16 protein-coding genes are annotated in these 20,922 nt (G+C 63.4%); 9 read left to right on the forward strand and 7 right to left on the reverse strand.

Translation table 11 applies throughout. The annotated features are described in order from the left end of the window. Nucleotides 1-653 precede the first annotated feature (653 nt). Together ACM608_RS10355 and ACM608_RS10360 are read left to right on the forward strand one after the other, a co-directional pair. Nucleotides 654-1,715, forward strand: a complete 1,062-nt coding sequence (locus ACM608_RS10355) for a putative urea ABC transporter substrate-binding protein (RefSeq protein ID WP_419685163.1) — start codon at nucleotides 654-656, stop codon at nucleotides 1,713-1,715. Between the two features lie 49 nt (nucleotides 1,716-1,764). Continuing rightward, the gene (locus ACM608_RS10360; protein WP_419685164.1) at nucleotides 1,765-2,700 is read left to right on the forward strand and encodes a LysR family transcriptional regulator; all 936 of its coding nucleotides are present in this window, start codon (nucleotides 1,765-1,767) and stop codon (nucleotides 2,698-2,700) included. Nucleotides 2,701-2,738: 38 nt separating this feature from the next. On the opposite strand, the gene ACM608_RS10365 is transcribed toward ACM608_RS10360, so the two are convergent. From ACM608_RS10365 to ACM608_RS10390, 6 genes are all read right to left on the reverse strand, one after another. Further along, nucleotides 2,739-5,186 carry a TonB-dependent receptor gene (locus ACM608_RS10365; protein ID WP_419683149.1) on the reverse strand — a complete coding sequence of 816 codons (2,448 nt, stop codon included), beginning with the start codon at nucleotides 5,184-5,186 and terminating at the stop codon, nucleotides 2,739-2,741. A 226-nt stretch (nucleotides 5,187-5,412) separates the two neighbouring features. After that, nucleotides 5,413-6,378 carry a sterol desaturase family protein gene (locus tag ACM608_RS10370; RefSeq protein ID WP_419683150.1) on the reverse strand — a complete coding sequence of 322 codons (966 nt, stop codon included), beginning with the start codon at nucleotides 6,376-6,378 and terminating at the stop codon, nucleotides 5,413-5,415. A 54-nt stretch (nucleotides 6,379-6,432) separates the two neighbouring features. Beyond that, on the reverse strand, nucleotides 6,433-7,320 hold the full coding sequence (locus ACM608_RS10375; RefSeq protein WP_419683151.1) for a hypothetical protein: 888 nt from the start codon (nucleotides 7,318-7,320) through the stop codon (nucleotides 6,433-6,435). After that, nucleotides 7,317-8,318 (reverse strand): isopenicillin N synthase family dioxygenase, encoded by a 1,002-nt coding sequence (locus tag ACM608_RS10380; RefSeq protein ID WP_419683152.1) that lies wholly within the window; start codon nucleotides 8,316-8,318, stop codon nucleotides 7,317-7,319. Before ACM608_RS10380 ends, ACM608_RS10375 begins: the two co-directional genes overlap by 4 nt. A gap of 148 nt (nucleotides 8,319-8,466) precedes the next feature. Continuing rightward, nucleotides 8,467-9,942 (reverse strand): sulfotransferase, encoded by a 1,476-nt coding sequence (locus ACM608_RS10385; RefSeq protein ID WP_419683153.1) that lies wholly within the window; start codon nucleotides 9,940-9,942, stop codon nucleotides 8,467-8,469. Between the two features lie 25 nt (nucleotides 9,943-9,967). Next, nucleotides 9,968-10,807 (reverse strand): glutaminyl-peptide cyclotransferase, encoded by an 840-nt coding sequence (locus tag ACM608_RS10390; RefSeq protein ID WP_419683154.1) that lies wholly within the window; start codon nucleotides 10,805-10,807, stop codon nucleotides 9,968-9,970. 391 nt (nucleotides 10,808-11,198) lie between these two features. Between ACM608_RS10390 and ACM608_RS10395 the strand changes: the two genes are divergently transcribed. After that, a protein-coding gene (locus ACM608_RS10395; RefSeq protein ID WP_419683155.1) for an IS3 family transposase occupies nucleotides 11,199-12,349 on the forward strand; the annotation gives its coding sequence in 2 pieces (ribosomal slippage) (nucleotides 11,199-11,451 and nucleotides 11,451-12,349; 1,152 coding nt in all). A gap of 23 nt (nucleotides 12,350-12,372) precedes the next feature. On the opposite strand, the gene ACM608_RS10400 is transcribed toward ACM608_RS10395, so the two are convergent. Further along, nucleotides 12,373-12,609, reverse strand: coding sequence for a TonB-dependent receptor domain-containing protein (locus ACM608_RS10400; protein WP_419683156.1), 237 nt, complete (start codon nucleotides 12,607-12,609; stop codon nucleotides 12,373-12,375). A gap of 479 nt (nucleotides 12,610-13,088) precedes the next feature. Between ACM608_RS10400 and ACM608_RS10405 the strand changes: the two genes are divergently transcribed. From ACM608_RS10405 to ACM608_RS10430, 6 genes are all read left to right on the forward strand, one after another. Continuing rightward, entirely contained in the window at nucleotides 13,089-13,841 is a 753-nt protein-coding gene (locus ACM608_RS10405) for a FadR/GntR family transcriptional regulator (protein WP_419683157.1), read from the forward strand. Nucleotides 13,842-14,095: 254 nt separating this feature from the next. Then, on the forward strand, nucleotides 14,096-16,324 hold the full coding sequence (locus tag ACM608_RS10410) for a TonB-dependent receptor (protein ID WP_419683158.1): 2,229 nt from the start codon (nucleotides 14,096-14,098) through the stop codon (nucleotides 16,322-16,324). A 41-nt stretch (nucleotides 16,325-16,365) separates the two neighbouring features. Then, the gene (locus tag ACM608_RS10415; RefSeq protein ID WP_419683159.1) at nucleotides 16,366-17,175 is read left to right on the forward strand and encodes an enoyl-CoA hydratase/isomerase family protein; all 810 of its coding nucleotides are present in this window, start codon (nucleotides 16,366-16,368) and stop codon (nucleotides 17,173-17,175) included. A 2-nt stretch (nucleotides 17,176-17,177) separates the two neighbouring features. Beyond that, nucleotides 17,178-18,827: an AMP-binding protein gene (locus ACM608_RS10420; RefSeq protein ID WP_419683160.1), complete on the forward strand. Its 1,650-nt coding sequence runs from the start codon at nucleotides 17,178-17,180 to the stop codon at nucleotides 18,825-18,827. 90 nt (nucleotides 18,828-18,917) lie between these two features. Continuing rightward, complete coding sequence (locus ACM608_RS10425; protein WP_419683161.1) at nucleotides 18,918-19,781, forward strand: DUF7064 domain-containing protein; 864 nt, start codon at nucleotides 18,918-18,920, stop codon at nucleotides 19,779-19,781. Then, nucleotides 19,778-20,785 carry a phosphotransferase family protein gene (locus ACM608_RS10430; protein ID WP_419683162.1) on the forward strand — a complete coding sequence of 336 codons (1,008 nt, stop codon included), beginning with the start codon at nucleotides 19,778-19,780 and terminating at the stop codon, nucleotides 20,783-20,785. The genes ACM608_RS10425 and ACM608_RS10430 overlap by 4 nt, the downstream gene beginning before the upstream one ends. The last annotated feature ends 137 nt before the right edge of the window (nucleotides 20,786-20,922 follow it).

Here is a 20,922-nt window from a genome sequence, read left to right on the forward strand (position 1 = left end):
CCACGACACCAGCAAGCGTGGCGCGACTGGCGGAGCGGCTGTCAAATCAACTCTAATCCCAGCTCATCGAAAATAAGGCATCTGTTCTCTTCGCCACTGCAAGCCGGTCCCGCTGGGCACGCGTCCCCTCGCCTGTTCTTTGATGCGGCCGCAGCGATGATCATCCGTTCACCCTAACCCGGCCCCGACATGCGCCCTCTAGCGAAGAGCCATACGGCAGCTCCGAACTTCGCCTCGCCGCCGGAAGCCGATTGCTCACACGCTAGCGTGCAGTGCAGCAGGCGCAAGACCCTACCAGCTCAACCTTCTTCTGGACTCTCCTTCGGCTATCGACGGGCAGTTCAAACGCCGCGACGATCCCTTGCCAGACGTCGAATCCAGACCGTCCGCTCCCGAGGCGAAGGCTCGTTTAGCTGACAGCGGTGCCCGAGCGCTCCATATCAGCAGTGAAACGACTTCGAGCCGGTCCTGGAGCAACATGACGCGCGCTGGTCGCCGGCTCGGCTAACGCTATAATCCATAGATCAAGATTATGCCCTTCATTAAATTTGCGAAACTTCCATCATGGCCTCCATCTGGTACCGTGCGGTCATGATCGGAAATCGGGGCGTAAGGTGATCCAGAAAGACCTAGTAAGCCGTCGCGACGCTCTGATGCGGGCGGGGGCACTCCTCCTCATGCCTCTCACGGGTTGCGGAGAAGGCGGGAAGCAGAATGCTTCGGGCGGTAAGAAGACCCAATTCCTGATCGGCTGGTCCATCTACACCGGTTTCATGCCATGGTACTATGCCGAGAAATCCGGTCTTGTGAAGAAATGGTCTGAAAGATATGGAATCAAGGTTAGTCTTGTTCAGGTCAACGACTATGTTGAGTCAATAAACCAGTACACGGCCGGGAAACTCGACGGCGTTCTGGCAACCACGATGGACGCATTGACCATCCCCGCCGCAGGGGGACGAGATACAAGCGTCGTCATCATCGGGGATTACTCCAACGGGAACGACGGCGTCGTCTTGAAAAATGGACGGTCAGTGCGCGACATCGCAGGGCGAACCGTCAACCTGGTTGAACTGTCGGTCTCGCACTACCTGCTCGCGCGGGCGCTCGAGAAGGCAGGCATGAAGCTGACCGACGTTAAGACGATCAACACCGGCGATGCGGACATGATCTCCGCCTTCGCGACCCCCGAGGTGACCGCCGTCGCTGCCTGGAATCCGCAGCTTGCGCAGATCCGAAAGGAGCGCGGCGCGGTGGAGGTCTTCGACAGTTCGATGATCCCAAATGAGATTCTTGATGTGATGAACGTCAGCACCGATGTGCTGAACGCCAATCCCGATCTCGGCAAGGCGCTGGCGGGTATCTGGTACGAAACCATGGCGGTCATTGCCAAGGGAGACGCCAGCTCGGACTTCGCCCTTGCGCAAATGGCAAGGGGTGCGGGCACGACGGCCGACAGCCTGCAGGGGCAGATCAAGACAACCTACTTCTATACCAGTGCCCGGGAGGCGGCGACTTACGCGGAAAGCGCGGATTTGATGACCGTCACCGATCGCGTACGGCAGTTCAGCTTCTCGAAGGGGTTGTTCGGTCCCGCCGCCAGATCCGTGGATGCGATTGGCATCGAATTTCCCAGCGGAAAGGTTCTGGGCGATAAGGCGAACATCAAGCTACGCTTCGATCCCACCTACATGAAGCTTGCGGCGACCGGCCTTTGATGGCGTGGCGGGTGAGGTACAGGCTGTCCGTTGCCCCAGAAGATTGGAGATGACCCAACCCCTCCGATTCAACGCGAACTTCGCCGCACATGTCGACTGGAACCTACTGCGGCTGTTCGTCGACATAGTGAAGGCGGGCGGGATCGGCGCGGCGGCACGGCGGCTCAACCGGCAGCAGCCGACGATCAGCGCCGCGCTGAAGCGGCTGGAGGACCATGCCGGTGCCCGGCTGCTCAATCGTGGCGCCACGGGAATCGAACTGACTGCCGCCGGCCGAGCACTCCTGCTGATCTGCGAGGATATGTTCGAGGCCGCCCGCATGGCGCCTCACCAGATCGCGCAGGCCGTCAAGCAGGTCGAGGGGTTGGCGCGAATACAGGTCGTCTCGTCCGTTATCTCGGCTGAATTCGACGAGGCAATCGCCAGTCTGCATCGACGCCATCCTTCGATCCGGATCGAGATACGTGTCTCTCCCTGGCGGGAGGTGCTCGACGCGCTAGAACGTGGCGAGGCGGAACTCGGCGTGGGTTATGACAGCGCGGTGCGAAGTACTCTGACGTACGAGCCCCTCTTCGTCGAAACTCAGCAATTATACTGCGCACGATCCCACCCGCTTTTCCGGCACAAGATAGAGAAGATCGTCGACTTGGGGCAGGAGGGATTCATCCTGACGGGCGCGGATGAAGTCGAAACGATCACGCGTCTGCGTCAACGATACCGGCTGGGCACGGTGGTGAACGGCCTGGCCGAGGACATCCACGAGGCGATGCGCCTGATCACGCTTGGAGTAGGCATCGGGTTCCTGCCGACCATGGCGGCGATCGAGGGGGTCAGGAGCGGCCGACTGTGGCCGCTGCTCTCCGATGACATCGCACCGTCCTACGAGATGTACCTTCTCGCTCGCTTGTCACCGTCTCGGGACACGGCCGCGCAGCTTTTCCTGGACGAGATCATCCGGCGCCTGCGCGCGAACCCCCGACGTTAAGGGGTTCCGCGACCCGTCCGGTCGCGGAACCAAGCCGATCAATGATATTTGACGGCGAAACGTAAGCCAAAGGTGCGCGGCCGGGAAAGGCGATTGTTGATGCCGCGCACGTCGGTCGATTGCGTGCTGATCGCCGACAGGACGCCCCGGACGTCGCCCAGGTTCTCGCCATACAGGCTGACGCGCCAGGCCTCCTTGCTCAGGCCGATCGACGCACCGACCATGGTGAAGCCCGGCAGGTCGACATTCGCGCGCGGGGTGAGGGAGGTGGAGATCCCGCTGCGGTAGCTGACGTTCACCTGACCGTTCAGCACCAGATCGTCACCCAAGGGCTGGTCGTAGTTCGCGGACACGCTTGCGACATGATGCGGCGTGCCGGGCAGCTTCGCATCATCGCCGCCATAGCTGCGCCCCCCGACCGTGATCGGGCCGGTCAGCTTGGATTCGTTATAGCCGTAATTGGCGGTCAGGCTGATCTGGTCGGTGACGAGCAGATGCGCCTCGACATCGACGCCGATCGAGCGGGCGGTCGACCCGTTCACGCCGGCCGGGAACCCGCCGACGGGTGTGCTCACGTTGACCTGCGGATCCTTCCAGTCCACCCAATAAGCGGCCACCGAGTACTCAAAACGGCGCGCGACGCGTCCCTTCAGGCCGACCTCGTAATTGTCGACGGAATCCGGCTGGTAGAACTGGAAGGCCGGGTCTTCGCCGAATGGTCCGGTGGTCGGAATGCCGCTGGCCCCGCCGCGCCGCACACCCTGCGAAAACGTGAAGTACGCCAGCGTGTCGTTGGCGAAGGTATAGGACGTGTTGACCTTGAACAGGGCCTTGGTCTTCTTCTGCTGGTCAGATGCCAGGACGACACCCATCGGATCGACGCCGTCTGACGAGCAGTAGAAGCCGCAGATCGGGAGAGCGTTCATCGCCGTGATGTCCAGCTTCTGCTTGAAGACGCGGACGCCGCCGGTCAGCTGGAGAGCCGGGGTGATATGGTAGGTCAGCTCACCGAATGCGGCGAGATCGGTGAAGTCCATCTTCCGTTCGTAGATGTAGCCGACGTCCGTCCCAGTGTTCCAATCACCCCAGGCGTTCAAATAATCTGTGTAGCCGAGATTGTAGTCCGTGCTGACCAGATGGCTCTTCTGCTTCATGAAGAAAGCGCCGAGGCTCCAGGTCAGCGGCGCGTCGCCCGCCGAGACCAGCCGAACCTCCTGGATAAACGCCTTCTCGTTATAGTCGCGAACACTGGGCACGAAGATGCGCGGATAGCCGGCGTAGAAATATCCGAGTGTCTTCTGATAGCCGGCCGTGCTGTCGTTGGTGGCGGTGCTGTCGGTGCGATAGCCCGACGAAACGCTGGTCAGTGTGGCAAAGCCAAAGTCGTAGGACGACTCCAGCGAGCCGAGATCGACCTTCCGCTTCAGCGGCTGGAGCATGAAGCTGCCGGTCTCGTACTCATCGAATTCCGGGTTGAAGACGCTGTCGAAGTTGTCGTTCTGGAACGGATGGGTCGCGCCGTAGTCGACCGCGTTGGAGAACGCTGTCGGCGCCGCGCCGCCGGGATAGCTGTCCTGATCGGGACCATCTGAATGCTCGTACTGATGCTGATAGGTCGCGAGCAGCTTCAGCGGCCCGTCCTCGTACTTCAGCATGCCGCGCACATAGGCGAGTTCGCTGTCATCGACGTTTTTCTTCGACGTCCGCACCGGAAGACTGTGGATCACATCGGAGGGGTCGGCGAGGAGCGGCTTTCCGGCCCCGTCGAGGGCATAGAGCGCCGGCGCGTTGATGAAGCCGTGAACGAACGTGTACCCGCCCGCTACGCGGAGAGCGAGGTTCGGCGCCAACGGCTGGTTCACCACGCCGTCGATCGTATAGTTCGGTCCGCCCGCATGCTGCGTCCACCCGGCATCACCGGAGACGTCGGCGGTGAATTTCGTCGCGTCGGGTTCGTTGAACAGGACGCGCAGGGTGCCCGCGATGGACGCATTGCCGTACAGAGTCGCCTGTGGCCCGCGCAGAACCTCGATCCGCTTGATATCGGCCAGATGAACGTTGACGAAGGCCGGCGTCTCGCCAAGGTAGACCGATACGGGCGCGACCGTCGCCTGTGGCCGTTCACCGCCCGAGCTCACCGCGTCGAGGTTGAGACCGTGGATGATGAAGCTGCTGGCGCCGCCGTCCCGGATGCTGGCGCTGTTGTAGACGAGGCCCGCGACCGCGCGGCTCAGATCCTGGAAATCGGAAACGCCACGCTTCTCCAGGTCCTCGCCACCCAGCGCGGAGATGTTGATCGGCGTCGACAGCGTGGTCGTCTGACGGCGCGACGCCGTTACGACGATGTCGCCGAGGCCCTCGTCGGCCGGTGCGGCGGGGGCGGCGGCCTCCTCCGCACTCGCCTGTCCGGCACCGAGCAGGGCGGCAGAGGTGAGGATTGCGAGGGCGCTGGCGCGCGCCATCAAACGGAACTTGTTTGCAGCCATCGGTAGACCCCCTTTTCGAGTTATCTGATCTCCTCTCCTGATTTTCTTCCCGGTCGGGCTGTATCCGTTCTCTAATCGGAAATCAGACCGCCTGCGTTCTTGTGAGTTCTTGTCGGCACCTGCCTCGGTCGTGCCGGGACACTTCACCGCCGGGCAGCGGTGAGATCGGTCTTAATATTCCGGGCCCGGTGCATGCGATCCCGGGCATTCAGTTCACGGCTGCAGGTCAGCCCCAGCGTGCCCGTGCGCGCGCCATGTAGGGCAGGAAGGGCCAGATCGTCTGCTGCCAGATCGACAGCCGCCGCTGATTGTCCTGCCCGACATGCACGGCCTCCCCCTCGCGATACGTGCCGAACATGCGATCCAGCAGGATCAGTTCGTTCGCGTAGTTGCAGCGCGTCTCATCGTAATCCAGCGAATGATGAAGGCTGTGATGCTCGATGGTCGTGAAGAAGAACGAGTACCAGCGCGGCGGATCGAAGCGGATGTTGGAATGGGCGAAATAGGCGACCGCGCCACCAATATTTCCGGCGCAGAGGATCGCGGTCTTCGGCATCTCGAAGAATATCCCCAGCGTCAGGCCGAGGAAGATGATCTCGGCCCAGTTTCCGACCGCTGCATTCATTGTGTTCATCTGCGTGATGTAATGATGCGGGACATGAACCTCCCACAGGACGCCATTGTTGTGGAGCAGCCGGTGGAACCAGTACTGCACGAATTCGTGCATGAAGATCAGCATCAGGACCTGCACGGCCAATGGAAGTCCTTTGGCGAGCTCGGTGCTGAGGCCATAGCGATCCACGAAGGCGCTCAGCGGGTCGTACAGGATCACCGCGGCAACCGCGCCGAAGACATAACGGTTGCAGACGATATAGAACGCGCCCTCCAGGAACTCCCGCACCGTCAGCCGCCAATGGGCATGGCGTTCGTTGACCCATTCCAGGGCCATGATCGTCGCCATGATCACCGTGCCGGCACTGGCGCCGACCCAGGCGTTGCCCGTCACCCAATCGGGGGCCAGGGACCAGAACGCCAGGATGCCCAGTAGCATCGCGGGCTGCAGATACTTGAAGATAGCCCGCTTGACCGCGCCAACGGGCCGATGCGTGACAGGTTCGTCAGGACGAAAAGCCGCCGCTACCGCATTTCCACCTGCCGGAGCCATATCGTAGACCTGTTCACTACCGCCCATAGGAAATCTCCTGACGATCGCCGACACTTCTGACCCGCAGAACCTTCTTCATCTTCAGCTCACCAGCACGGCATGGCGGGCGAGGTGGCGCTTTTCCTGCTCCATCCAGTCGGCCCCCTCCACCGTCGATGGCGTCTGCGTATCGAAGGCGAACTCCGGTTCGAACACGTCGACTTCATAGAGGAGCACGCAAGGGTCGCCGCCGACGATCCCTTCTTGCGCGACAAGGCCGTCCGACCGGATCGAGAAGTCGCCCGCGCCGATCGCCTTGCCGTATCTGTCGGAACGGGTGCTGTAGGTGATGGTCCGTCCTCCGATCGCGACCGAAACCTCGTAACTTTCGATCTCGGCCTCCGTAGCGATGCCGTCTGACAGTGCCTCTTCCAGGCTGGCCGCGCGCTGCAGCGCCGCGTCGACCCTCGGCAGGCGTGATTGTGCGAAGGCTGCATGTTCGCCGGCGATGACGAGGCCGCCGTCCAGTTGGAACTCCTGCCCGGTCGCCTCGCTGATCGCGCTGACTAGGCGTAGGCCCAGGAACGGCCCGGCGCAGGATTTCTGGCGCCAATCCTCGACATAGGCCCCGGAAGGCGCGAATTCGAGGACGCAGTTGCCGATGAAGCTCAACTTGGCCGGCTCCGGCCACTGGTTGCGCGGCTGGTAGCTCTTCGCGATCTCCCAGGAGAGCTGGCGCGTGCGATCGTCCCAGAGCGTGTCGCCGACCCAACCCTGCCGCTCGGTCACCGGCGTGCCCGCAACCTCGGACAGTCGCAGATCGAGGCTGAAGCTCTTGGACTGGAGCCAGTAGACGATCGTCGTCTCGTCGGTGACGCCGGTGCAGAAGCTGATGCTCTTCCGCCGGAACGTCCCGAGCAGGTTGCGCGGGAAGGCGAGGCCTTCGATCTCCTTGCGGGGCAGGCGATCGAGCAGATCGGCCAGGGTCATGCCCGCACCCCCCCTTCCTGAAGGCCGAAGGAGTCGAGCGGAACCGCGTTGTTCAGGACGACCTCGCCCCGGGCGACCCGGCGCTTGAGATAGGCGAAGGTCTGCGCGGTCTGGTTGTAGAGATGCTCCCCGCATTTCAGCGGCTGATACCGTGGCGCCTCGCCCAGCGTGATCGGGGCGATGACGTGATCGTAGTCGCAGGAGAAGAAGAGCGGGAAGGAATAGCGCTCCTCCTTGACCTTCCTGACGCGGTGCTTCGTGGCCAGGTAACGGCCGTTCGAGATGATCTCCATCATGTCGCTGATATTCATGATCATGGTATCCTCGATTAGGGGCACGTCGACCCACTCGCCCTGCTTGTCGACGACCTGCAGGCCCGGCGCGGTCGCGAAGAGCAGGGTGAAGCATTCGTAATCGGTATGCGCGCCGATGCCCGGCCGATCCTGGGCGCTCGCATCATGCGGGTAATGGATCAGGCGCAGCTGGCTTGGTGGATGGCGAAGATGGGCGTCGAAGTGATCCTCCCGCAAGCCCAAGGCGATCGCAAAGGCGCGGAACAGTTGATCTCCGATCCTTTTGATGTGGCGATAATAAGCCAGAACATCGTCCCGGAATCCCGGCATGTCCGGCCAGAGGTTCGGCCCGATTAATGGGCGACGCTCCTCGGCTGCGTCGCAATCGTAATTGACGTCGTAGGCTTCCTTCAGGTCGTAGGTGCCGACGCCGAACTGCTCCTCACCCACCGGCACATAGCCGCTGTGGTTTTCGGACAGGCCGATATAGCTCCGCATCTTGGTCGCTTCGTCGAGCGCGAAATAGCTCTTCGCCCGCGTCACCAGCCGCCGGAACAAGGCGGCGTCGAACTGCGCACCCTTGATGTACAGGAACCCCGCCTCCACGCAGGCGCGGTCCAGATCGCGGGCGACGCTCAGCCTGTCTTCGAAGCTGTCACTGGACAGCCGCGAGATATCGACGAGAGGAAGAACGTAATCCTGCATTCCTGTCAGCACCATGTGTAAGTGTCGCCGGGGATGGCCCCGGCTTCCCCCGCTCTCACCCGTGACGAGAGCAGCCCCACGCAACGTTTGTCGCAAGCTCGCTGCATCGCGCTAGAACGTGAATCTTCATGCGAGACATTGATTTGGTCTATGCCCACGGCCCTTCGCCAAGGGCGGCGCGCAGCGGGGCGAGGTGGTGGGCGAAGCGAGCGGCGGAGCCGACCGACCGCACATGGATCGGCGCGCGGACCTGCGCCGCGCTGGCGGTCATCACGGCCGTGGCATCCTTCTCAGGATGGAGGCAGGCCTCTTCGAAACCGAGGCCGAGCCGGGGAAGGAGCGCCTCCATCGTGGCTTCCGACTGTGACACCAGCGCCTCGTAATCGACCTCGACAAGCCGTTCGCCGAGCGCCTCCCGCCAATGGTCCATCAACGCCCGATAGGCGTGATGATACGCCCCCATTTCCGCCTGATCGTAGGAGAAAGGATACCCGTCCCGAAACAGCGTCTTGAAGACCGCGAAGCACAGGTCGAGCGGATTGCGGCGAATGTGGAGGAGGGTGGCACCCGGGACGGTGCGGGCGATCAGCCCCGCATAGAGGAAATTGATCGGCAGCTTGTCAACGAAGCGCGGCCGCCGATCGCGAAGCGGCGCTGCCATCGACAGATAGTCCTTGCCCATCGCCGACATGTCGAGACCCGCACTCGAGTCGATCAGCTCGGCCTTGCTGCCGGGCATGCGCCCCATCCGGTCGCGGAACGCACCGACCAATGCCTGACCGAAGAAGGGCAGTTCGCCCAGGGACTGGACCTGCGTGTGCCGCCCCAGCATCCTTTCGAGCAGGGTCGAACCGGACCGGGGCATGCCGATGACGAAGATGGGGCCGCTCGGGTCACGGGCCGATCGCGCCGATGCGCACCAATTCCGGTCGTGCACGGCCGCTATACGCTGCATCGCCCCGATATCTTCGGCCACCGAATAGCGCATGTGCCGTCGCCGGACGTCGGCCCCTCGTGCGATGCTGGCGAAGGCCGCGTCGTCATCGCCGAGGTCCTCCAGCTCCTTGCCGAGCGCGTATCGCAGATAGACCTCGCTCTGCCAGGGCAGCGGATCGCGGCCGAGTGCCGAGACGAGTGAATCGACATGGTTGCGCGTCGCGGACTGGCGTCTCAACTGAGATCGGTTGAGATAGGCCTCCGCTCGATCCGGCGAGGCGGCGATGATCCGGTCATAAGCCTGCTCAGCCTGATCGGTAAGGCCGAGGAAGGCGGCCGCCGTGGCGAGGTTGAACAGGACCTCCGGCCGGTTCGGCGCGACCTGCGCGGCGCGGGTGAAGGCCTCGTACGCCTGTGTCGGCCTGTGGCACCGCGTGAAGACGCTGCCGAGCAGGTCGAGCGCCCACAATTCGGTGATCGGCGTTTTCATCGCGCGATCCGCCTCGGCCAGCGCATATGCGACCTGACCGAGTTCCGCGTGGGCGTAGGCCCTCTGCACCTGAAAGCGGGGATCGACGGAACCCTGCGGCACGCTCCGCAAGAGGTCTGCGAAGCGCCCGGCCTGCAAAAGCTTCAGGCCGTCGGCGATCAGCCTGGCTGTGGGCGGTTGCGGCCGCGTGTCGCTCATCATCCGGGTCTAGCGACGAATGGCTTCAGTTGCCGATCTTTTCGGGGTGCGGCCACCAGGTCATGGTCTGGATGTCGTGCTCGGTCGTCCATAGCCCGGCGTCGACATAGCGTAGTGCGCCGCTGCCGATCTGCGGACCGATGCGGGCCTTGATCGCGAGCGTGTCGGGGTCGATCACGACGAACATCTGGTCTTCGGTCGTACGCAGCCAGATCTTCCCGCCGCCGGCGGTCACCTCGCCCCATTTCAGCTTCGCACCGATCTTGATGCGGCCATTCACCTCGCCGGTCGCAGGGTCGACCCGCGCGACCGTGCCGTCGCCTTGCTCCTGAACCCAGATCCCGCCTTCGCCGGCGGCGAGGAAGCCGGGCTCCGATCCGACCTTGATCTTGTGGACCACCTTGTTGGTCGCGGGGTCGATCCGCTGCAGGCTGCTATGCGGCCCGCTCGCCGCCCAGAGCGACCCGTATCCGAAGACGAGGTACCAGCTGTCGGGATCGACGGTGATCCTGGCGATCACCTTCAGCGTTTCTGGATCGACGCGGCTGATCAGCCCCTTTGTGTCGCTGGGCACCCAGAGCGAGCCTGCCCCGACTGTGACGTTGAACTCGCCGGGGCTGGCAAGACCGGTCTTTATCTTGGCGGTGATCTTTATCGTCGCCGTATCGATGCGGTTGAGGGTGCCGTCCTTACAGTCCGCCGCCCAGAGATCGCCGCCGATCAGCGATATGGCGCCGCAGGGCTTGCCCATTACCAGCTCGCCCAGCTTGCCCTTGGTCGACCAGTGTTCGATGCGGTCTTCATTGTTGATCCAGACGCTGTTGTCGCGGGCATCGATCTCCGCGAAATTCGCATAACCGGGCACCGACAGGGTTTGTTTCTCCGGCTCCGCAGCTGCAACCGCGATTGAGCAGCAAGCGGCCACAATCACCTGAGAAAACCCTAAGAACCGCTTCATGCACACCCCTTCTACGAACGCAAGCGCACTCCCGTCACCCCGTGGCAGCAAGCATTTGACGATCGTGCTCCGGCACTACACAAAACGGAGGCGCCTCAGCAAACATGCCCACGACATTGTCAGCGCTTCGAACAAGCCGTCCGGCGTGATGTTCTCGTATGAGCTCCTGTGTCGCTAGCCCGGCAGCGTTCATGGGCGTCATAAACCGGATCTATGGCTTAGCTCGGCCAGCCGTGACGTGCTCCCCTGAAATGTGACCGATTTTGAGTAGAGTCCGACGCGAAGGAGTCGGACGAAGATGAAGCGCAGCAGGTTCAGCGAAGAGCAGATCATCGCGATCTTGAAGGAGCAGGAAGCGGGCATGGCGACGGCGGATGTGTGTCGTCGCCACGGGATCAGCGCGGCGACGTTCTACAAGTGGAAGTCGAAGTATGGCGGCCTGGAGGTGTCCGAGGCCCGGCGCCTGCGCACGCTTGAGGAAGAGAACAGCCGGTTGAAGAAGCTGCTGGCTGAGGCGATGCTCGACAACGTCGTGCTGAAGGATCTGGCCTCAAAAAAATGGTGACGCCCGGCGCTAAGCGGGACGCTGTCGCCCATGCTCGTGAGCATCACGGGCTGAGCGAGCGTCGGGCGTGCAACCTGGTCGGCGTGAGCCGCGGGGTGATCCGGTATCGGTCGTCACGGCCAGATGACGGTCCTCTACGGCAACGACTGCGCGAGTTGGCAGGGGAGCGGCGCCGGTTCGGCTACCGGCGCCTGGGCTATCTGCTGGCGCGAGAAGGCATGACGCCCAACCACAAGAAGCTGCTGCGGATATACCGCGAGGAGAACCTGCGAGTCCGACGCCGCGGTGGTCGCAAGCGCGCCTTGGGCACCCGGGCACCGATGGTGCTGCCGGATGGGCCGAACCAGCGCTGGTCGCTGGACTTCGTCTCCGACACCCTGACGTGCAGCCGTCGGTTCCGCATCCTGTGCGTGGTCGACGACTACACGCGGGAATGCCTGGCGCTGGTGGCTGACACGTCGCTGTCGGGCGTACGGGTAGCGCGGGAACTGACGCGGCTCATCGGTATGCGCGGCAAGCCGCATACGGTGGTCAGCGACAACGGCACCGAGCTGACGTCGTCGGCCATTCTGCCCTGGTCGCAGGAGCGGCGGGTCGAGTGGCACTACATCGCCCCGGGCAAGCCGATGCAGAACGGCTTCGTCGAGAGCTTCAACGGCCGTCTGCGCGACGAATGCCTCAATGAGACGCTGTTCACGTCGCTGGCCCATGCCCGCTTCGTGCTCGACGCTTGGCGGCACGACTACAATCACGTCAGGCCGCACTCGAAACTGGGCGGGAGAACACCCGCCGAGAAAGCCGGCGAACCTGTCTGGGGGCATGCCCCCAGACAGGTTGTCATACACTCAACCAACCATCATGAAGGAGCCGGACTCTACCTCTGAATGGTAACAATCAGGGGAGCACGTCAACCCAGATAGCTTTTAACTCTCGCATCGAGATACGTTGCGGCGGCAGAGAGGGTGAGTCCGTTCACCGGGCGCGCGGCAATCTCGACCTCCGCGCCTTTTATCTTTGACTTCGGAACGTTCTGCAGACGATCCAGCGGGCCGAAGATAGGATCGACGAACTTGGCCCGCAGCTGCTTGTCCCGGTACTCGTAGTAAAAGGCCGCAGCATTTATGTTCAGGCGGCGATCGAGCAACTTCTCCCGGACTGCTTCGGGATCTCTCCATCCTATTACCTCTCGTATCCCAAGTCGAATTTCTCGACCTTGGCGTTCAGGTCATTTATCAGGTTTGTGTCGGAGGCAGGCATTTGAATCTTGATCTCTGCAAGATCGTAACCTTCGCAGGCGCTCCTTAATCGAGGAGACGCTCTGGACGTCATGAGTTGGCTCGTGTTTCGCTCGCCAACCCTCTGGCGAACGCTCACACACTCGCAACGCCGTCATAGCCTATCTTATGCGTCGGCGCTCTGGTGCGCGTTGATTGATCGCGTTGTTGCCTTATCGACCACCCGATCATCTGTCGCGCTCACTACTGCGCACTTCCGAAAACGGATGAAAGCATCCGTCCCCTTACGACGCGGGCAGCCCGACGTTAGCTCCGGCTCGTATAATCGACTATGAGCCCGGATCCCGTGCAGTCATAAGGCTGGAGCGAACGAGGAGCTAAGAAGTAAGTGCGTTTGTTCGAACAGGTTCGCGACTCGATCCTTCTCCAGATCAAGGAGGGGACCTTAGTATCGGGCAGCCGGCTGCCAAGCGAACGGGCGCTCGCAGAACAGTTCAAGGTCGGGCGACACGCCGTGCGCGAGGCGCTCCGTACGCTGGAGATGTCCGGTGTGCTGCGGTTCGCGAAGGGTACATCCGGTGGCGCCTTCGTTCGCGAGAAGAGTTCGAGCGGTGTCAGCACTTCCATTCGCGACATGATCCTGCTGGGTCGCATGCCGATCAGCGATCTCACAGTAGTCCGGATCAATCTTCTGACGCAAGCCGTCGAACTGGCGATCACACACGCGGATGCCGCCGACTACACACTTCTGTTGGAAAACATAAGGAAGACGGAACGTGAAGTCGCCACTGGCGATCCGATGGCCACGATCGGTCCTGTTCTCGAGTTCAATCGAATTCTCGGGCGGGCGTCGGGGAACCCCGTTCTTGCCATGCTGATCGATTCGGTCGCGGACATCATGCAGGAGGTTCTGGAAGCAGCGCCTCTGCCGACCGAGATCGACTTGATCCAACCCCGGCTGGAAATCCTTGACGCCATCAAAGCCGGTGACACCGCACGCGCTGTCCATGCCGTCAAACGTCATTATGAAGAAGTGACTGGCTACGTTCTCGCGAGGCTACCTGCCGCCTATGATTTCGCTGGCGAGAGCGCCAAAAGCACAACTCATTTTCCGCACAGGAATGGTTTGACCAATTCCTAATCAAAAGGTACACATGTTATCAATCGGCGGGCTTGCAGCACCTTCGAACGATGTTGCGGAGAGGTTGAACGGAGCGGATGATAACTGGGCGTAACATGCCGGCGCGGCGGCACCGGCAAACCCACTGACGAGCATAGTGCTGCCGAAGGCTCTTAATAAAATTGAAGGCGACGCCCATTCGGAAAGTCTAGATCGAAGTTCAGTAAAGTCAGCGCGAGGTTGCAAAAACCCGCATGAAAAGGAGGATGGATGTCATGAATAGCGGATTTGGATTCAAGTTGGTACTGCTCGCGTCCGCGGTGGTGCCGCACATGGCCTTCGCCCAGACCAGCGATGTCGGCGAACCCGCAGCGGCAAGCGCGCCCGATCTCAGCGGCGAGATCGTCGTGACCGCGCAGCGCCGTTCCGAACGGCTCCAGGACATTCCGGCCTCCATCTCGGCTCTGGACAGCGAGCGGCTGCAGGCGGCGGGCGTCGTCGACATCAGCAATATCGCGCCGCGTATTCCCGGCTTCTACGCAGGCGGCTTCGGCGCGAGCCGGCCGCAGCTCTATATCCGCGGCATCGGCACCCGGCAGTTCGACCCCGGCTCGGAATCCTCGGTCGGCGTGTTCGTCGACGAGAGCTATCTCGGTCGCACCGGCGGCGTGCTCGGCACTCTCAAGGACATCGAGCGTGTGGAGGTCCTGAAGGGACCGCAGGGGACGCTCTACGGCCGCAACACCATCGCCGGCGCCATCAACGTCATCACCAAGGGCCCGACCAGCACGCTTTCGGCAGAGGCCGAGGCGGGCGCGGGCAATTACAACAGCTACGATCTGTTCGGCGCGGTGTCGGGCCCGATCGCAGGCGACGCGCTGAAGGGCCGCATCGCCGGTTGGCGCAGCTATCGCCGTGGCTACGTGACGAACCTGACGACAGGAAACCACGCCCAGGGCCTCGACAATTATGGTGGGCGCCTTCGCTTCGAGATCAACCCGGCCAGCAACCTGAAGATCGACCTGATCGGCGAAATCATGCGCGACACGGGCCCATCGTTCCAGGGCGAAAGCGTCGGCAGCACGCTCAACCCGAACGGGATCCTGCTCGGCAAGGCGACGCTGGTCGTTCCGCGCACCGGCGACCGGTACAAGCAGCCGTACACCACCGACACGGACTATAACCGCCACGTCGATGCCGTCACCGCGAAGGTGCAGCTCGAGACCGAGCTTGCCGACATCGTTTCCGTAACGTCCTATCGCAAGATGAAGTATTCGGACGACCGTGATTTCGACAACACGGTCTTCGACGTCATTCGCCAGATCAGCGTCGAGGACTCCAAGCAGTTCTCGCAGGAGCTGCGTCTCGTCTCCAATGAGGACGGCGCACTATCATTCGGCGGTGCCTTGAACTGGATCCTTGGCGTCTACTACTATGACGACAAGAGCTATCACCAGGATACCTTTGACTTCGGTGCCGACAGTGTCGTCGGCGAAGGCGGTCTCGACACGACCTTCGGCAATTACCGCACCAAGAGCCTCGCGTTCTTCGGCCAGGCCACGATCGATATCACGTCGACTCTGAATTTCACGGCCGGCGCGCGTTATACCGAGGATCGCAAGCGCGCGGACTTGGGTGGAACGACGACCGACGCGCGGCCGCTCGTTCCCGCACCGTTCCTGCAGCGGAACCCGGAGAAGAAATTCACCTCGTTCGACCCGCGCTTCACGCTCGCGTGGCAGCCGACCCGCGACCTCAACTTCTACGCCAGCTATGGTACGGGCTTCAAGTCAGGCGGATACCAGTACACACCGCTCAGCGCCGCGCAGGCCGCGCTCGTCTTCGATCCGGAAGAGATCAAGGCCTATGAAGTGGGCGTTAAGAGCGTGTTCCTCGACGGCGCGGTGCGGGCGAATGCGGGGGCTTTCCGCTATGACTATTCCAACCTGCAGGTCTCGCGCGTGACACTGCTGCCCGATGGCACGACCCCTTCGCTCATCACCAATGCCGGCAAAAGCCGGATCGAGGGTGGCGAGCTTGACCTGACGGTCACCCCGATGCGCAGTCTGGAACTCAGCCTCGGCTATGCGTACACCAAGGCACGGTATCTCGATTACGTCGCCGGCGCGCTCGATTTCTCGGATACGCGCATGGTCCGGGCACCGAAACACTCGGTCAACCTGGGTGCGCAGTACACGGCCGAGATTGACGACAACAACGACCTGACCTTCCGCGTCGATTATGCGTACCTCAGCAAGTTCTTCCATGAGCCCGGTCAGGCGGAGATCCGCTTCGGTTCGACCATCCCGCTCACGGCGGAATCGGGCTATGGCCTCGCCAATGCCCGGATCACCTACCGCATGGGTGATTGGAAGCTGAGCGGCTGGGTCCAGAATCTCGGCGACGTCGATTACCGCCGCACGGTGCTGGCGCTGCCGGGACAGGTCATCAACATCTACGGTCAGCCGCGTACCTGGGGCTTTACCCTGAACTGGTCGATCTGACGAACCGACACCGAACACCGCTGCGTATCGAGAGTAGTATAGTGGGTACTTACCAGTTTCTTCTTCTTGAACGTCGCGGCGGTGTTCTTGTCGTATCGCTTAACCGGCCGGACCGGCTGAACGCCCTCAACCCCGCGGTGATGGCAGAGTTGACCGCGCTCTTCGCCTCGCTCGGCGGGGAGGAGGGGGCGGGCATCCGCGTCGTCGTCCTTCAGGGCGAGGGCCGTGCCTTCTGTGCTGGGGCGGATATCGGTTCCGATGCATTCGCCCCCGCAGGGCCCGGGCGCGCGCAGCGGCAGTTCGCGATGCAGAAGCTGGCATCGGGCCTCATCCGCGAGATGCGGGCCTGTCCGCAGCCGATCATCGCGCTTTGCCACGGGGCGGTTTGCGGCGGCGGGTTCTCGCTGGCGCTCGCGGCCGACGTCCGGCTCGTTACGCCGGATTGCCGGATGAACGCCGCCTATCTGCGCGTCGGGCTAGGCGGCACCGACATGGGCTCCGGCTACCTGCTCACCCGGCTGATCGGCTATTCGATGGCGTCGCGTTACCTGCTGACCGGCGATTTCATCGTGGCGGAAGTTGCAGAGCGGCTGGGCCTCGCCGCGGGGATCCACGCGCGCGAGGAGCTGCTGGAAGCCGGCCTGGCGATGGCGGAGCGTATGCTTGATGCATCTCCGATGGGGCTGCGCCTGACAAAGGATGCGCTCAACATGCTGGTAGACGCGCCCAGTTTCGATGCCGCCATCGCGCTGGAAGATCGCCAGCAGGTCATCCTGATGGAGACCGCCGATCACCGCGAGGCGCTCGCCGCATTCATGGAAAAGCGCAAGCCCGTGTACCGGGACGAGTGACGATGGGCTGGACGGATCGCCTCCCGCTCGACGGCCTGATGATGGGCGAGCAACTGTTGCTCTCGCGGCTGATCGACTATGCCGCCGACTATCACGGCAAGACCGAAGTCGTCGCGCGGGAGCTGGACGGAACGGTCGCGCGGAGCGACTGGGCAAGCGTCCGCCGAGGCGCGGCGCGCATGGCGAACGGGTTGCGCGCGGCCGGGTTCGACGGTGAATGCCGCGTCGCCTCGCTCGAGTGGAGTACACTGGCGCATCTGCAGCACTATTATGCCGTGCTCGGCTTGGGGCTGCCGCTCCACACACTGAACCCGCGACTAACGCCCGACGACCTCGCCTATATGGTGCGGCTGGTCGGCGATGACGTGGTCATCTTCGACACCGAGAACGCCGCCCTTGCCGCCAGCCTGGCACCGCTCGTGCCGGAGGTGGCCGCGTGGATCTCAGTCGGCGACATCGCGGACGAGCTGGTGGCCGCATTTCCCCGCCTGATCCGTGAGAGCGATCTCCTTGCGGGTGCGGCCGATGCGGTCATCTGGCCGGAGTTCGACGAGAATCGTGCCGCCACCATCTGCTTCACATCCGGCACCACCGGCCGGCCGAAGGGCGTCGCCTATACCCATCGTTCGATCACGCTGTCGGCGATGAACATGTCGATGGCCGACATGTATGCGAACACGCGCGGCGGGGAGGCGGAATGCGTCTTGCCGATCGCGGCGATGTTCCACGCCAATGCCTGGATGATGCCGTTTTCGGCCGCGCTGAACGGGCAGAAGCTGGTGCTGCCCGGTCGCAGGCTGGATGCCGGGCCGATCGTCGACCTGATCGTCGATGAAGCGGTGACGCTCGCAGGCGGCGTGCCGACGATCTGGACGGGCGTGCTCGACGAACTCGACCGGCGGGGTATCACCTCGACCCCGCTCCGGACCGCATTGGTGGCGGGCACCGCGCTGCCGGGCCATATCTTCGATCGCCTCACCGAACGCGGCGTCGTCGCCCGCCAGAGCTGGGGCATGACCGAAGTGCCCGGGGCAGCGCGCGGGGCTCCTCCACTTGGCGCGAGCCGGCAGACGCCCGAACAGCAGCGCAAGCTGGCCGTTGAGCGTCAGGGCCGCGTGGCGGCACAGGCGCGCGCCCGTCTTGTCGATGGTGAAGGACAGCCTCTGCCCTTCGACGGCGTCGCCGCCGGCGACCTGGAGCTGCGCGGACCGACTGTGCTGAGCCGCTATGTCGGCGAACCGCCCGAGGCCGCGCGCGAATGGCTGGCGACCGGCGACATCGCGGTGATCCATCCGGACGCCACGCTGGCGATCGTCGACCGCGCCAAGGATGTCATCAAGTCCGGCGGCGAGTGGATCAGCTCGCCGCAGCTGGAGGCCGCTGCGGTCAGCCATCCCGCGATCGCCGCCGCCGCCGCGATCGCCATGCCGCATCCCCGCTGGCAGGAACGACCGCTCCTGGTCTGCGTCGCTGAAGCCGGCCTGACGGTCAGCGACGAGGAATTGCGCACCCATATGGAGGCTGCTGTCGCACGCTGGTGGCTGCCCGAGATGATCGTGTATCGCGCCGATCTGCCGCTGACGCCCACGGGCAAGATCAACAAGGCCGCCCTGCGTGCCGAATACATCGAGGCGGAGGGATCGAAGCGATGAGCGCGCGCATCGCAGCTATGCATGGGAGCCTTCGGCGTGGACTTCTCTGACACCGATCACCTGCGCCACGGCCCGGACAGCTCCGGGAGGATGCGCGATTCCCTGTTCTGGCAGGCGACCTTACCGGGCGAGCGGCTGGGCTTTCAGGCCTATCTGTACCTCACCCATGCCGGGAAGGCCGGGTTCAACGTCGTCGTCTGGGGTGAGGATGCCAAGCCCCTCGTCTTCGACTTCGCGGAAGGAACCATTCCCGCCGAGATGAACCTGGACGACTTCACCTTCGCCGGCCTCCGCCTGCGCAAGACCGGCTTCGGCGAGCCTGCAAAGGTCGAATACGAGAGCGCCAAAGTGAAGCTGGCGTTCACCTTCACCGGCAGCCACCCGCCCTTCAGCTACCACGCCAATCCGGACGGGCTCCCCAGCTGGTTCGCCATGAACCGCTACGAACAGACCGGCACAATCACCGGTTCGATCGAGGCCAAGGGACGGACGATCGCGCTGGACGGGATGGCGCATCGCGATCACAGCTGGGGCAATCGCATGTGGGGCGTGCCGCAGCATTGGAAGTGGTTCTGCGCCTATACCCCGGATGGCGCGCGGATGGTGAACGGCTGGATCTGGATCGCGCGGGGCGAGTGGGGCTGTGCCGGCTATGTCGTGCGCGACGGTCGGCAGCTGGCGATCGCCACCATCCGACAGCACGCGATCTATCGCGACGACATGAGCCAGCAGTCGCTCCGCGCCGAAATCGTCGATGTCGAAGGCGAGACCTGCCTGGTCGAACTGGAGCGGTTCGGGCTGGTCAAGCTGCCCGGCAGGGACAAGTTTGGCACGATCATCATGGAAGCGGCCTGCACCGGACGGATCGACGGGCAGGAGGCGGCCGGTCAGTTCGAGACGCAGTGGCAGCAATCCTATCTTGACGGGCTGATCGAAAGCGGGGCGACGGGATGAGCTGGGCCTTCACGCCCGACGTCGAACAGCGCCTGCACGCCTTCCTCGCCAATCGCGGACTTGCCACCGGGCCGATCGAGATCAGCCGCATCGGCGAGGGCCATAGCAACCTTACCTTTCGGGTTCGGAGCGGCGGCCGCGCGGTGGTACTCCGCCGCCCCCCACCCCCACCCCTCCCGCCCGGCAGCAATGACGTGCTGCGCGAGGCGATGTTCATCGGCGCGGTGGAAGGGCGCGGCGTACCGGTCCCCAAGCTGCTTGCCACGGGCCAGGCGGGCGATGTGTTCGACGTGCCGTTCTTCGTCATGGACATGGTCGATGGTGTCGTCATCACCGATGTGCTCCCTTCCGCCCTCTCAGCGGCCGGAACCCCGCGGTTGCTTGCCGAGGCGATGGTCGACGCGATGGCCGCGCTCCACCGTGTCGACTGGCGGGCGGCGGGGCTGGCCGATGCGGGTCGGCCGGAAGGGTTCAACGCCCGACACCTGCACCGGATCGCGAGGATCGTCACGGAAGCTGATGGCGAGATCGCCCCGGAGTTCGTGGGCCTGTACCGCTGGCTCAGCGCTCACGTTCCGCCGGAATCGGGCAGCGCGATCGTGCATAACGACTTCCGGCTGGGCAATCTGATGTGGGACCGCGCCGCGCCGCCAAGGCTGGCGGCGGCGCTCGACTGGGAGCTTGCGACGATCGGCGATCCGCTGCTGGACCTCGCCTATCTGGTCACCGCGATGCCGCAGCAGGGGGTATGCCGCACGCCCGTTCAGGACCTCGCCGCTGCACTCGTCGCACCCGATCTGCCCGACGCGGCCACGATCTGCGGCCGCTACTTCGCCGCGACCGGATCGGCCCCGCAGCCGCTCGCCTGGCACGCCGTCATGGTCAATTGGAAGCTCGCCGCACTCTACCGCTACTCACGGTTGCGCGGCGAAGACGCGTATTTCGCCGACCGCTGCCATGAGGCTCGGTTCCTAGCAGAAGCGGAGCGCTGGTGCCCGAAGTAGGGCACGCTTCCGAGCGACCAGAACCGCCAAGAAATGAGCGAGTGATATTGCCGGCGCTGCTGGTCAGACCTCCGCGACGACCATCCGAGAGCCGCCATTGTACGCCGCACACCCCCCACTATGGCGAAGCCGGACTC

The sequence above is a fragment of the Sphingomonas sp. ID0503 genome, from assembly GCF_048565625.1.
In the GTDB taxonomy this organism is placed as follows: domain Bacteria; phylum Pseudomonadota; class Alphaproteobacteria; order Sphingomonadales; family Sphingomonadaceae; genus JBLZUR01.

Bases quoted from the DNA above. Each gene is read 5' to 3' on its own strand.
- ACM608_RS10385 (WP_419683153.1), bottom strand. From the start codon at position 9,942: ATGAGCGACACGCGGCCGCAACCGCCCACAGCCAGGCTGATCGCCGAC.
- ACM608_RS10360 (WP_419685164.1), top strand. From the start codon at position 1,765: ATGACCCAACCCCTCCGATTCAACGCGAACTTCGCCGCACATGTCGAC.
- ACM608_RS10410 (WP_419683158.1), top strand. From the start codon at position 14,096: ATGAATAGCGGATTTGGATTCAAGTTGGTACTGCTCGCGTCCGCGGTG.
- ACM608_RS10365 (WP_419683149.1), bottom strand. From the start codon at position 5,186: ATGGCTGCAAACAAGTTCCGTTTGATGGCGCGCGCCAGCGCCCTCGCA.
- ACM608_RS10370 (WP_419683150.1), bottom strand. From the start codon at position 6,378: ATGGGCGGTAGTGAACAGGTCTACGATATGGCTCCGGCAGGTGGAAAT.
- ACM608_RS10420 (WP_419683160.1), top strand. From the start codon at position 17,178: ATGGGCTGGACGGATCGCCTCCCGCTCGACGGCCTGATGATGGGCGAG.
- ACM608_RS10355 (WP_419685163.1), top strand. From the start codon at position 654: ATGCGGGCGGGGGCACTCCTCCTCATGCCTCTCACGGGTTGCGGAGAA.
- ACM608_RS10430 (WP_419683162.1), top strand. From the start codon at position 19,778: ATGAGCTGGGCCTTCACGCCCGACGTCGAACAGCGCCTGCACGCCTTC.
- ACM608_RS10375 (WP_419683151.1), bottom strand. From the start codon at position 7,320: ATGACCCTGGCCGATCTGCTCGATCGCCTGCCCCGCAAGGAGATCGAA.
- ACM608_RS10380 (WP_419683152.1), bottom strand. From the start codon at position 8,318: ATGCAGGATTACGTTCTTCCTCTCGTCGATATCTCGCGGCTGTCCAGT.
- ACM608_RS10425 (WP_419683161.1), top strand. From the start codon at position 18,918: ATGCGCGATTCCCTGTTCTGGCAGGCGACCTTACCGGGCGAGCGGCTG.